This is a genomic window from Arenimonas soli (genome assembly GCF_014643775.1).
GTDB lineage: Bacteria > Pseudomonadota > Gammaproteobacteria > Xanthomonadales > Xanthomonadaceae > Arenimonas > Arenimonas soli.
Genome location: NZ_BMKC01000004.1, coordinates 92,019 through 104,277 on the forward strand (window position 1 = coordinate 92,019; position 12,259 = coordinate 104,277).

Here is a 12,259-nt window from a genome sequence, read left to right on the forward strand (position 1 = left end):
TCCAAGGCCAAACAGGGGCCACGCGATGAATCCGCACGACGAGTCACGACTCGCCGCACACCGACCCGCCTTCCTGCGCCACCTTCCGCGGCGCGTGGAGAAGATCGGCCGCCGCCTGCACCACTTCCTGCAGGACGGCTGGGACATCAACGGCCTGGCCCTTCTCAACGAAGACGCGCTGAGCCTGGGCCACGCCTGCCGCCAGCATGGCCTGGACCAGGCCGGCCAGCATTTCCTGCACCTGCACGAACTGCTGCACGAGACGCTGCAGCAGCAGGCCCTGCCCGACCCGGAAACCGGCGAACGCCTGTGGACCCTGGTCGAGGAAATCGGCCAGGCGGTGCCGATGGGCGCCGAAGCCGGCGCCGACCCCAACGTGCCCCAGCGCGTGGTGCAGCAAAGCGGCCGCGCCGAAACCCCGCCCGCCAACTACTGGCGTCGCTGGGGCGAGGACGCACCCGACGCCACCGCCACCGCCATGGCCGAAGAACCGCCGCCGCCACCGGTACCCGCGCCCGCACCCCCGCCGAAACCGGCCCCCAAACCCGCCCCGAAGCAGGCCCCGCCAATCACCGCCACGCCGCGCCCGGCCGCGAAGCCGGCACCCGCGCCGCCGCCGGCACCCGAACCGGCCGAGGCCCCCGTGGACGTCACCGGCATCCGCGTCTACCACCTCACCGAACATGGCCCGCTGTCGCTCGAGCTCGACCAGCGCATGGAGGCCGCCGGCTACGAAGTGGAACTGCTGGAAAGCCCCGAGGAGCTGAGCGAACTGCTGGGCGCCCTGCCCGCGCGCCTGGCCCTGGTGGACGCCGGCTTCAGCAGCCAGCTCGACGAGATCGGCGCCACCGTGCGCGCCGCCCGCGAGCTGAGCAGCCAGCCCATCCAGCTGGTCGCCCTGAGCGAAGCCGACGACATCAACCTGCGCCTGAACGCCAAGCGCGCCGGCGTCGACCTGCTGCTGGTCGAACCCAATGCCGCCGAAGTGCTCAAGCGCCTGGGCCAGCTGGTCAGCCCCGGCGGCGGCGAACCCTTCCGCGTGCTCATCGTCGAAGACGACCGCAACCAGGCCCTGTTCGCCGAAGGCATCCTGCGCAACGCCGGCATGCAGACCGACGTGGTGCTCGACCCGCTGGACGTGCTGGAAGCCCTGATCCGGTTCAACCCGGACCTGATCCTGATGGACCTGCACATGCCGCACGCCAACGGCATCGAGCTGACGGTGCTCATCCGCGACCAGGACGCCTTCCTGCACACGCCCATCGTGTTCCTGTCGGGCGAAGCAGACACCGACCGCCAGTTCGAGACCCTGGAAGCCGGCGGCGACGACTTCATTTCCAAGCCGGTGCGGCCGAAACACCTCATCGCCGCGGTAAGCAACCGCGTCGCGCGCCACCGCGCCTCGTTGGCCCGGCAGACCCGGCGCACCGGCCGGCACCCGGAAACCGGCCTGATGCACCGCACCGAAGTGCGCGAACAGGTGGCCGACGCCCTGGCCGCCGCGCACGAAGACAGCACCGGCGGCGTGCTTTTCCTGGAAGTCGAAAGCGTGAACCTGCTGCGCGACCGCCTGGGCCTGACCGTGCTCGAACAGCTGCTGTCGGCCGTTGGCAAGCTGGTCGGCGAACAGGCCGGCCGGTGCCCGGCCACGCGCTTCGGCGACGGCAGTTTCGTGGTGCTCGACACCGAACGCGACGAAGCCGGCCTGGAAGCCTTCGCCACCCAGCTGCGCACCGTCATGGTGCAGCACCCGTTCACCGTGCAGGGCCGGCCGCTGCGCCTGCGCGTATCGGTGGGCGTGTGTGCTTTCAGGCACCGTTTCACCGACGTGTCCGAATTGCTGGACACCGCCGAACGCATGGCCCGCGAGTCGCGCACGCAGGACAAGGGCGTGCGCCGCTACCAGCCGGCCCAGCCGACCGAAGCCGCGCGCGAAGTCGCGCTGGTGAACGAAATCCGCGAAGCCATCGCCCGCAACAGCCTGGAACTGCTCTACCAGCCGGTGGTGGCCGTGGCCGGCAGCGACGACAGCCAGTACCAGGTGCTGCTGCGCCTGCGCGACGGCAACGGCAAGCTGCTGCCGGCCGCCGAAGTGGTGCCGCTGGCCGAACGCGGCGACTTCATCACCGACATCGACCGCTGGGTGATGCAGGCCGCGATGAAGCTGGTGGGCGACCGCCGCGCCCAGGGCAAGTCGCTGCGCCTGTTCGTCACCCAGTCACCGCTTACGCTGGCCGACCCGGGCCAGGCCACGTGGCTCAAGGCCGAACTGGCCGCCCACGACGTGCCGGGCACGTCGCTGGTGGTCGAACTGCGCATGGAGGACGCCGCCATCCACGCCGGCACCATCCGCACCTTCTGCGACGCCATGGTGGCCGACGGCCTGCAGTTCTGCCTTAGCCAGTTCGAAACCAGCAACGACACCGACCGCCTGTTCGACGAACTGCCCCTGGGCTTCGTCAAGCTGGCGCGCAAGTACACCTCCACCGCGCTGTCGCCGAACATGCGCGACGAGCTGAAGATGCTGATCGACCGCGCCCACCGCCGTGGGCTGGAAGTGATCGGCCACGGCGTCGAGGACGCGCAGGCCGCCGCCACGCTGTGGATGAGCGGCATTGATTTCATCCAGGGCAACCTGGTCCAGCAGGCCGACCGCGACATGGACTTCGACTTCCAACAGGCAGTGCTCTAGATGACGCCCAACCCGAACGACGCACTGATCGTCCGCTGGCTGGCGATCGCGGGCGCACTGGGAGCGGCGATCGCCGCCGCGATGGGGCATTTCAGTGAAAACTGGCTGTGGCAGTCGGCGGCGCTGATCGCCGCGCTGCTGGCCTTCGCCGGCGCCGCCGGCGTCTGGCGCGCCTACACCCTGCGCAGCCGCGCCCTGCACCAGGCGGCCCAGGCCACCGGCGAACAAACGCGCGAAGTCAACGCGCTGCAGGAAGAACTGGCCCTGCACCGCCGCCTGGAACGCGAACTGACCGAAGCCAAGCAGGCCGCCGAGTCGGCAATGATGGCCAAGGGCGAATTCCTGGCGACGATGAGCCACGAGATCCGCACGCCGCTCAACGGCATCATCCCGATGCTGGACCTGCTGATGAGCAGCCGCCTGCAGCCCGACCAGCAGGACATCGTGCGCACCGCCTACACGTCGGCGCGGCAGATGCAGCGTATCGTCGACGACATCCTGGATTATTCGAAGCTCGAGGCGAACAAGGTGACGCTGGAAACCACCAGCTTCAACCTGCGCGAGCTGCTGGATTCGGTGATCCGGCTGATGGAAAAACCCGCCGAATCCAAGGGCCTGCGCCTGAACCTGCAGATCGACGCGTCGGTGCGCCTGGCCGTGCGCGGCGACCCGGTGCGCCTGCGCCAGGTGCTGACCAACCTGCTGTCGAACGCAGTGAAATTCACCGAACGCGGCTCGGTCAGCCTGTCGGTGAGCCGCCGCGGCGAAACCCGCAGCCAGCACGAACTCCGCTTCGAGATCGTCGACACCGGCATCGGCATCGCCAAGGACGCACGCCTGTTCCGCGCCTTCAGCCAGGCCGACGCCAGCACCACGCGGCTTTACGGCGGCACCGGCCTGGGCCTGGTCATCTGCAAGCGCATCGTCGACCTGATGGGCGGCACCATCGGCGTGGAATCCGAGCCCGGCCGCGGCAGCACGTTCTGGTTCGAAGTGCCGCTGCTCAAGGCCGCCGGCGACGTCCAGGGCCAGCGCACCGACCTCAACGGCGCCCGCGTGCTGCTGCTGTCCACCGACGCGGCGCTGCGCCAGCGCATCGGCCAGGCCGCGCCCGACTGGGGCGCCAACCTCACCCAGGCCGAAACCACCCAGGACGCGCTTACCAAGCTGCGCAGCGCGCTGCAGCGCGGGGCCAACTGGAGCTTCGACCTGATGCTGGTGGACCTGCACAGCGTGCGCAGCACGGCGATCGCCCTGCACCGCAACCTGCGCCGCTCGCCCGAGCTCGAAGACCTGCGCGTGGCCTACCTGCACGGCGAAGAAGCGGTGGCCGCGGAACTGGTGCAGGGCCCGCATGCGCTGGTGCTGCCGCGCGCCATCGGCGGCGGCGAACTGCGCAACGCGCTGATGGGTTTCCTGTCGGCCGGGCCGGTGCAGCCCAGCCTCAGCGACGAAGCCCAGGCGCTGTCGGAACGCGAACTGGTGGTGCCCGGCGCCGTGCCCGACCCCGACCCGCCCAAGGGCCGCCTGCGCGGCCGCCTGCTGCTGGTCGAGGACAATCCGGTGAACCTGATGGTGGCCCAGCGCCTGGTGGGCCTGCTGGGCCTGCATTGCGAAACCGCCGACAACGGCGAAAAGGCGCTGGACCGGATGATGCAGGGCAACCTGGACATCGTGCTGATGGACTGCCAGATGCCGGTGAAGGACGGCTACACCGCCACCCGCGAATGGCGCCAGTTCGAAACCTCCAACAACCTGCCGCGCCTGCCGGTGATCGCCATGACCGCCAACGCCATGGCCGGCGACCGCCAGAAGTGCCTGGACGCCGGCATGGACGATTACCTGTCCAAGCCGGTGGACCGCCGCCTGCTGGAAGCCACGCTGGCGCGCTGGCTGGCGGCGCGGCCCGTTTCCAGCGACGAACTGCCGGCGCCGACGCCTTCGATGCCCCCGCCCGCGATGGCCGCACGCCCGCCGGCACCGGCGATCCCGCGGCCGTCTTCGCCCTTCCCGCCGCGGCCCACGGCCCCGGTCCCGCCGCCCGCCTCGCCGGCGCGCGTACCGGCCGCGGGTCCGGTAGCGCCACGCGCCCCGCAGCCGGTGGCGCCCCCGCCTTCGCGGGCCCCGGCGCCTGCCGCACCAGCGCCGCGGCCCGAGCCGATGTCGGCCCAGCTGCGCGGCGACACGCCGGTGACGCCGCCGCCGGTGCTGGCCAATGAAGTGGTGGACGAGCTGCGCGCGGTGATGGGCAGCGAATACCTGAGCCTGGTGCGGCTGTTCCTTGAAGACGCGCCCAAGCACGTCAGCACCCTGGAAGCGGCCGCCTCCGCCGGCGACATGCAGGCCATGGTGGCGCCGTCGCACACGCTCAAGTCGGCCAGCGCCAACCTGGGCGCCATGGCGCTTTCGGCCGCCGCCAAGCGCATCGAACTCGGCGCCCGCCAGGGCGTGCTGCCGCGGCCGGCGGTGGCCGTGGCGGTGCTGGAGAGCGAGTTCCGGCGCGCGGCGCTGGCCCTGAACGCCCTGCTGAAATAGAAAACCGGGGCCAGGGTCAGCTTTTCGCAGTTACCGAAAAGCTGACCCTGACCCCGGTTCTTTTCGTCAGACTCAGCTGCCCATCTTCGACTGCAGGTAGTTCTGCTCGCCGACGCGGCCCATCAGTTCAAGCTGGGTTTCCAGCCAGTCGATGTGTTCTTCCTCGGACTCGAGGATGTCGGCCAGGACCTTGCGCGAGATGTAGTCGGCCACCTGTTCGCAGTGGGCGATGCCGGCCTTGAGGTCGGGCACGGCGTCGTGCTCGAGCTTGAGGTCGCATTCCAGGGCTTCCTTCGGGGTCTGGCCGATGCGCAGCTTGCCCAGGTTCTGCAGGTTGGGCAGGCCTTCAAGGAACAGGATGCGTTCGATGAGCATGTCGGCATGCTTCATCTCGTCGATCGATTCCTTGTACTCGTGTTCGCCCAGCTCCTTCAGGCCCCAGTTGTTGAACATGCGGGCATGCAGGAAATACTGGTTGATCGCGATCAGTTCGTTGTAAAGCGCCTTGTTCAGGTGCTCAATGACCTTGGCGTCGCCTTTCATGGCTGGCCTCCTGTTCCGTGGGTGCAACAGGCAGCCTAACGCTTCGCGCCGGGCCATGCCGGAACGGGAATGCTTAGCGTTTTCAGTGCCGCTTAGGCGGCGGCCGCGAACACCGGCAGCGGGAACACCTGCGCCGGGCGGGCTTCACCCAGGATTTCGGCGGCGAGTTCGCCGCAGCTGCCGCAGCCACTGCCCAGGCCGGTGCGCATGGTCAGCTCGGACACGGACGAACACCCGGCTTCGGCAGCCCGGCGGATGTCGTGGTCGGTGACTCCATGGCAGAGGCAGACATACATGGCGTACGGTCCATGAATGGGAACTGTTCGCATTCAACCCCGAATGCGAATCATTGTCAACCGCTTTCCCCGGACGCCTTCGTGGGGCTTCAGCCCCGGTTTGCCTTAGCGGCACCTGCCCCCGGCCGCCGCCACCAGGGCCCGCACCGTCTCACCCGCCGGTGGGACAGCGCCCTCCCCCGCCACTTCCCGGGCATGCGGCGCCAGGTGCTCCAGCGCCCGCACGTAAACCTCGCGCTTGAAGCTGACCACATGCTCGGCCGGGTACCAGAAGTCCACCCAGCGCCAGGAGTCGAATTCCGGCTTCTCGGTAAGGTCCAGCCGCAGGTCGGCTTCCTGGCCCACCAGCTTCAGCAGGAACCACACCTGCTTCTGGCCAATGCACACCGGCCGGTTGCCCCGGCGGATGCAGCGCCTGGGCAGCCGGTAGCGCAGCCAGCCGGGCGTGGCGCCCAGGACTTCCACGTGTTCGGGGGCCAGGCCCACCTCTTCGCGCAGCTCGCGGTACATGGCCTCGAGCGGCGTCTCGTCGGTGTTCATGCCGCCCTGCGGGAATTGCCAACCGTCACGGTTGACCCGCCGGGCCCAGAACAGCCGGCCGTCGCCGTGCATAAGCACGATGCCCACGTTCGGGCGAAAACCGTCCGGATCGACCACGGGACGGACTCCAAAAAATCTACTGGGGCCAGACTGCCACAGCCCCGGAAGCCGCCACAAGCGCGGCGCGCAGCCCCTGGCGGGGCCGGATTGACACAGGGAGGTGCTGCCCGGACAATACGCGGCCCTATCCGCAACGGATAGCGGCCGATGGCTATGTAGCTCAGCCGGTTAGAGCACGTCACTCATAATGACGGGGTCGGTGGTTCGAGTCCACCCATAGCCACCATCACTAAACCCGCATTTTTGCGGGTTTTTTTGTGGCTTGCTGACTGCCGTTGCGTAGCAGTCGGATGGCCGCTCACTTGACGACACACCCGTCAAACCGCCCCTCCAACTGACGCTGCACCATTCGCCAATGTTCCAGGCAGAACTGGTCGCGCCCCATGCGAATCGCCGCAAGTTGCGTTTCGCCATTTGCGCTGATGTGGAAGTTCAGTTTTCCACGGAAGTCGTCAATCGCCGCCTGGAACTGGCGGCCAGTGTCCGGGTCGATCGAAGAGATGCACGGTGCCGCTTCGGCCTGCAGCTTCTCCAGCAACACGGCGCAATTCTTTCCCATGCCTTCGGCAGCAGCCTGCACCTGTCGGTTCGGTCCGGCCGAGTCGTCGAGGAAGCGGGTTTCGCCGCCCACCCAGGTATCCACGCCGCCCGGGTACTGCCGCACTTCGGTGAACTCCTGCTCGAAGGCGATGCGGTAGGGCTGGTACCAGTCCGAGGGCGGGCCTGCGTCCGGCAGGCAGTCGGCTTCGTGCCGCAGCATGGCGCGGCGGCCGCCCTGGCCACCCGCGCCGTCCGAATGGGGCGGCAGGGCTTCGGCGGGCGAGACGCTGACGATCGTGCATCCTTTATAAGGCGTGGCCAGCGAGGGCTCGGGCAAGGGCCCGGAAACGAACGGAAGGTCATCCGAACTACAGGACACCACGGCGACCAGGCTCAGCAGCCAGGCGTGTCGCCATGGCGCGGGGAAAGACTTCTCGTCCAACGGGTTCTCCATGGCTCGTTGCAAATGATGTCCGAACTATCTCCGAATCCCGCCGCGGCAGGAAGCCGACCACCGATGTCCGTCCCCCGCGGCGCCCGGCACGACCGTTCGTCGGCCCGGGTTTGCGCAGTTTGCCCCGGCGCCACCCCGGGGCGCCTTCGGGCCACCTTGCCGCCGCGCCGGCCGCCTACAAAAAACGGCTTGTTTTATGCGGTCAATTTTTGACCACCCCCCGGCCGGGGCCATCCCGCCCGGTTATGTGGCGTTGCCGCTTGACGGCAAAAAACCGTAAGGCTAGCGTCGGCGAAGTGTCATGCAGATGTGCTCTGCGTCACACGTCCGGGTGGCGTGCAACCTTCTGCTGACACGAGAAGCCTAAAGGCTCGCGTAAGGGGGATATGCACCCAGGGGACCCGGGGCAGGGATGCAAAACACGGCCGCTTTGCGGCAATCGCTGTTTTCCTTTTTCGGGGATCCACCAACGTGAGCAACAACACTCGCAAGCTTCGTTTGCGCGGTATCGTCGTGGCTACTTCCTTCGCCCTTGCAGCCCAGGCGGCCTTCGCCGCGGGCGCGCAGCCCGCACCGCGGGTTGACCTGAGCGCGATCGCATCGGACACGCAGTTCGACCGCTTCATCGTCAAGTACAAGGCGGGTACGCCGGAAGCGTCCAACCCGGCCGAACTCAGCCGCGCGCTGCAGGTCGCTTCGGTGAACGCCAACCAGCTGGTCCAGGCCGCCCGCCTGCAGAAGGCCGGCCGCGCCGCGCCGGGCAAGCCGCTGGCCGCCAGCCACGTGCGCCGCATGTCCCTGGGCGCCGACGTCGTGGCCAGCTCGCAGAAGCTCAACGCGGCCGAAGCCGAAACCCTGATGCGCCAGATCGCGGCCAATCCGAACGTCGAGTACGTTCAGATCGACCGCGTGATGAAGCACACCCTGACGCCCAACGACACCAACTACAGCCAGCAGTGGGGCTACACCGACGCCGACGCCGGCATCCGCGCCAACACCGCGTGGGACCTGGCCAACGGCTCGGGCATCATCGTGGCGGTGCTCGACACCGGCTACGTGGCGCATTCCGACCTGGCGGCCAACATCGTCGCCGGCTACGACTTTATCTCCAACACCACCACCGCCGGTGACGGCAACGGCCGTGATTCCGACGCCTCCGACCCGGGCGACTACTACGGCGGCGACCCGTCCAGCTGGCACGGCACGCACGTGGCCGGCACGGTGGCCGCGGTCACCAACAACGCCAAGGGCGTGGCTGGTACCGCCTGGGGCGCGAAGGTGATGCCGGTGCGCGTGCTCGGCCGCGGCGGCGGTTCCACGTCGGACATCGCCGACGCCATCATCTGGGCCTCGGGCGGCAGCGTCAGCGGCGTGCCGACCCTGTCAGCGGCCAACGCGGCCGACGTCATCAACCTGTCGCTCGGCGGCAGCGGGTCCTGCGACACCACCACCCAGAACGCCATCAACAGCGCCGTTGGCCGCGGCACCGTCGTGGTGGTGGCAGCGGGCAACAGCAATGCCAACGCCTCGGGCTTCACCCCGGCCAGCTGCAACAACGTGGTGAACGTGGCCTCGGTCACCAGCGCCAGCGCGCGTTCGAGCTTCTCGAACTACGGTACGTCCATCGACGTGTCGGCGCCGGGCTCGAACATCCTGTCCACGCTCAACAGCGGCACCCAGGGTCCGGGCACCGAAAACTACGTGTCCTACAACGGCACCTCGATGGCGGCCCCGCACGTGGCCGGCGCCGTGGCGCTGGCGCAGAGCCGCCGCCTGGCCCTGGGCCTGGCGCTGTGGACGCCGGCGCAGGTGGAAGCCAACCTCAAGTCGACCGCGTACCCGCTGTCGGGTGCGTGTTCGGGTGGCTGCGGTGCGGGCATCATCGACGCCCGGGCCCTGGTGGACCTGGCCGGTGGTGGCGGCACGCCGCCCCCGCCGCCGCCGACCGGGGGTTCGCTGACCAAGGGTGTTGCCGTCACCGGCCTGGCGGCCACCACGGGCAACTCGCTGTATTACACGCTGTCGGTGCCGGCCGGTTCCAGCAACCTGGTCTTCAACATGTCCGGCGGCACCGGCGACGCCGACCTGTACGTGCAGTTCGGCAGCCAGCCGACCGACACCGCGTACGTCTGCCGCCCGTACCTGAGCGGCAACACCGAAACCTGCACCATCGCGGCCCCGTCGGCCGGTACCTACCACGTGCGCGTGAAGGCCTACTCGGGCTTCTCGGGCGTCAGCCTGGTGGGCAACTACACCGCCGGTGGCGGCAGCTCGCCGCAGACCTACAGCAACACCGCCGACTACCAGATCCGCGACAACGCCACGGTCGAAAGCCCGATTTCGGTGTCCGGACGCAGCGGCAACGCCCCGTCGAACGCGTCGGTGGCGGTGAACATCGTGCACACCTACAAGGGTGACCTGAAGGTCGACCTGGTGGCGCCCGATGGTTCAACCTACAACCTGCACAACCGCAGCGGCGGCAGTGCCGACAACATCGTCGGCACCTACACGGTGAACCTGTCCTCGGAAGCGCTCAACGGCACCTGGAAGCTGCGGGTGAACGACAACGCCGGCGGCGACACGGGCTACATCAACAGCTGGTCGGTCACGTTCTGATCCACGGGTAGTACGCTGCAAACCAGGACCCCGGCCACGGCCGGGGTTCTTTTTTGGCTCAGGCCTGCGCGCGCACGACCACCGCATCGCCGCGGCGCACGACCCCGCGCGAGCGCGGAATCAGCAGCTGCCCGAAGGTCACGCCGTCCTCGCCGCGGCGATAGCGGGTTAGCGTGCGCAGGGGTTCGCCGCCCTCGTGGCGCTGGCCGGTGTCGGCGTCGATGGTCACCAGCACGCAGCGGGTGCAGGGTTTGGCAACGTCGAAGACCACGTCGCCGATGCTCACCTGCTTCCAGCCGTCTTCGGCGTGCGCGTCCACGCCGTCGACGACCAGGTTGGGCCGGAAGCGGTTCATCGGCACGGGCTGGTCCAGGCGCTGGTTCAGGGCGTCGAGCGCGGCGCGCGACACCAGCAGCAGCGGCATCGCGTCGGCGAAGCTGACTTCGTCGCCGGCCTGCCCGCGCGACGACGTCACCTGGCGCACCTCGCCCGGGCCCATGTGCACCAGGCGCACCGGCCGGCCCAGGTAGCGGGAAAACCAGGCGTCCGCGCCGGGCCCGGCGGCACGGGCCACCACGTGGCTTTTCCAGACCTGCACGGGCAGGGCTTCGGCCAGGTCGCCGGCACCCAGCTCCAGCGGCGGCATGCCGGGCGCCTGCAGGTGCAGGCCGTCGCCCGCGGGCACCGCTCGCACCTGCAGCAGCGGCGGCAGCTGGCGCGCGGTCAGGAACTTGCCGTCCGGGTCCACCAGCATCCAGCGGCGGTCGTGTTCCAGGCCGCGTGGCAGCACCCGGGCGCTTTCAAACGCCAGCCCGGCGCAGGATTTCACCGGGTAGACGTGGATTGCCGACAAGGTGGCCATGGGCGTCGGCCTGCGCTCAGGCCTGCAGCCGCCAGGCCAGCTCGGTGCCCGCGCGCAGCGGCACCAACGCCATGGTGCCCTCGCCCAGTTCCGCCGGCAGCATCCAAGCCTCACGCACCAGGGTGATGCGGCCGGTGTTGCGCGGCAGGCGGTAGAAGTCGGGGCCGTGGAAGCTGGCGAAGGCTTCGAGTTTGTCCAGCGCGCCTTCGACCTCGAAGACTTCCGCGTACAGCTCCAGCGCCGCGTGCGCGCTGTACATGCCGGCGCAGCCGCAGGCCGATTCCTTGGCGCCGCGGGTGTGCGGGGCGCTGTCGGTGCCCAGGAAGAACTTCGGGCTGCCGCCGGTGGCCGCGGCCACCAGCGCCAAGCGGTGTTCTTCGCGCTTTAGCACGGGCAGGCAGTAGTGGTGCGGGCGCAGGCCACCGGTGAACAGCGCATTGCGGTTCATCAGCAGGTGGTGCGGCGTGATGGTGGCGGCCACGTTGGCCGGCGCGGTGGCGATGAACTCCGCGGCCTGGCGGGTGGTGATGTGTTCCAGCACCACGCGCAGCTTCGGGAACCGCTGCAGCAGGGGCTTGAGCAGGTTCTCGATGAACACGGCCTCGCGGTCGAAGACGTCGACGCCGGGGTCGGTGACTTCGCCGTGCACCAGCAGCGGCAGGTCGTGGTCCTGCATGGCCTGCAGGGTGTCGGCGCAGCGTTCGATGTTCGACACGCCGGCATCGGAATTGGTGGTGGCGCCCGCCGGGTACCACTTCACCGCGTGCACGAAGCCGCTGGCCTTGGCCTCGGCGATGTCCTGCGGCGAAGTGCGCTCGGTCAGGTACAGCGTCATCAGTGGCTCGAACACCATGCCTGCCGGCAACGCGGCCAGGATGCGGTCGCGGTAGGCGCCGGCCAGGGCCACGGTGGTCACCGGCGGCGCCAGGTTGGGCATGACGATGGCGCGCGCGAACTGGCGGGCGGTGTCGGGCAGCACGCGCGCCAGCATGTCGCCGTCGCGCAGGTGCAGGTGCCAGTCGTCGGGGCGGATGAGGTTGATCTGGTTCGTGGCCATGGCT

8 protein-coding genes, 1 tRNA gene and 2 pseudogenes are annotated in these 12,259 nt (G+C 69.0%); 5 read left to right on the forward strand and 6 right to left on the reverse strand.

From position 1 onward, the window contains the following. The first annotated feature begins 25 nt into the window (after positions 1-25). A complete protein-coding gene (locus IEX13_RS13675; RefSeq protein ID WP_188665621.1) occupies positions 26-2,692 on the forward strand; it encodes an EAL domain-containing protein in 2,667 nt (888 codons plus the stop codon). After that, a complete protein-coding gene (locus IEX13_RS13680; RefSeq protein ID WP_188665624.1) occupies positions 2,693-5,227 on the forward strand; it encodes a hybrid sensor histidine kinase/response regulator in 2,535 nt (844 codons plus the stop codon). A gap of 72 nt (positions 5,228-5,299) precedes the next feature. Here IEX13_RS13680 and bfr read toward each other — a convergent pair whose 3' ends face one another. From bfr to IEX13_RS13695, 3 genes are all read right to left on the reverse strand, one after another. Continuing rightward, positions 5,300-5,770 carry a bacterioferritin gene (gene bfr, locus IEX13_RS13685; protein WP_188665627.1) on the reverse strand — a complete coding sequence of 157 codons (471 nt, stop codon included), beginning with the start codon at positions 5,768-5,770 and terminating at the stop codon, positions 5,300-5,302. Between the two features lie 92 nt (positions 5,771-5,862). Beyond that, a complete protein-coding gene (locus IEX13_RS13690; RefSeq protein WP_188665630.1) occupies positions 5,863-6,066 on the reverse strand; it encodes a (2Fe-2S)-binding protein in 204 nt (67 codons plus the stop codon). A 105-nt stretch (positions 6,067-6,171) separates the two neighbouring features. After that, positions 6,172-6,723, reverse strand: a complete 552-nt coding sequence (locus IEX13_RS13695; RefSeq protein WP_188665633.1) for an RNA pyrophosphohydrolase — start codon at positions 6,721-6,723, stop codon at positions 6,172-6,174. 152 nt (positions 6,724-6,875) lie between these two features. On the opposite strand from IEX13_RS13695, the gene IEX13_RS13700 reads away from it, so the two are divergent. After that, positions 6,876-6,952: transfer RNA gene (locus IEX13_RS13700), tRNA-Met, on the forward strand. A gap of 72 nt (positions 6,953-7,024) precedes the next feature. Here the strand turns inward: IEX13_RS13700 and IEX13_RS13705 are convergent. After that, positions 7,025-7,708 carry a hypothetical protein gene (locus IEX13_RS13705; protein ID WP_188665636.1) on the reverse strand — a complete coding sequence of 228 codons (684 nt, stop codon included), beginning with the start codon at positions 7,706-7,708 and terminating at the stop codon, positions 7,025-7,027. 450 nt (positions 7,709-8,158) lie between these two features. On the opposite strand from IEX13_RS13705, the pseudogene IEX13_RS13710 reads away from it, so the two are divergent. Both IEX13_RS13710 and IEX13_RS14305 read left to right on the forward strand, forming a co-directional pair. Further along, a pseudogene (locus tag IEX13_RS13710) lies at positions 8,159-9,973 on the forward strand (S8 family peptidase); the annotation flags it as partial. A gap of 132 nt (positions 9,974-10,105) precedes the next feature. Then, a pseudogene (locus IEX13_RS14305) lies at positions 10,106-10,336 on the forward strand (proprotein convertase P-domain-containing protein); the annotation flags it as partial. A gap of 58 nt (positions 10,337-10,394) precedes the next feature. On the opposite strand, the gene IEX13_RS13715 reads toward IEX13_RS14305, so the two are convergent. Together IEX13_RS13715 and pyrC are read right to left on the reverse strand one after the other, a co-directional pair. Then, on the reverse strand, positions 10,395-11,198 hold the full coding sequence (locus IEX13_RS13715; protein ID WP_188665637.1) for an MOSC domain-containing protein: 804 nt from the start codon (positions 11,196-11,198) through the stop codon (positions 10,395-10,397). Positions 11,199-11,214: 16 nt separating this feature from the next. Further along, positions 11,215-12,255 (reverse strand): dihydroorotase, encoded by a 1,041-nt coding sequence (pyrC, locus tag IEX13_RS13720; protein ID WP_188665791.1) that lies wholly within the window; start codon positions 12,253-12,255, stop codon positions 11,215-11,217. Positions 12,256-12,259 lie beyond the last annotated feature (4 nt).

Excerpts from the sequence above, each read along its gene's own strand:
- IEX13_RS13675 (WP_188665621.1), top strand. The coding sequence starts at position 26 with ATGAATCCGCACGACGAGTCACGACTCGCCGCACACCGACCCGCCTTC.
- IEX13_RS13680 (WP_188665624.1), top strand. The coding sequence starts at position 2,693 with ATGACGCCCAACCCGAACGACGCACTGATCGTCCGCTGGCTGGCGATC.
- bfr (WP_188665627.1), bottom strand. The coding sequence starts at position 5,770 with ATGAAAGGCGACGCCAAGGTCATTGAGCACCTGAACAAGGCGCTTTAC.
- IEX13_RS13690 (WP_188665630.1), bottom strand. The coding sequence starts at position 6,066 with ATGTATGTCTGCCTCTGCCATGGAGTCACCGACCACGACATCCGCCGG.
- IEX13_RS13715 (WP_188665637.1), bottom strand. The coding sequence starts at position 11,198 with ATGGCCACCTTGTCGGCAATCCACGTCTACCCGGTGAAATCCTGCGCC.
- pyrC (WP_188665791.1), bottom strand. The coding sequence starts at position 12,255 with ATGGCCACGAACCAGATCAACCTCATCCGCCCCGACGACTGGCACCTG.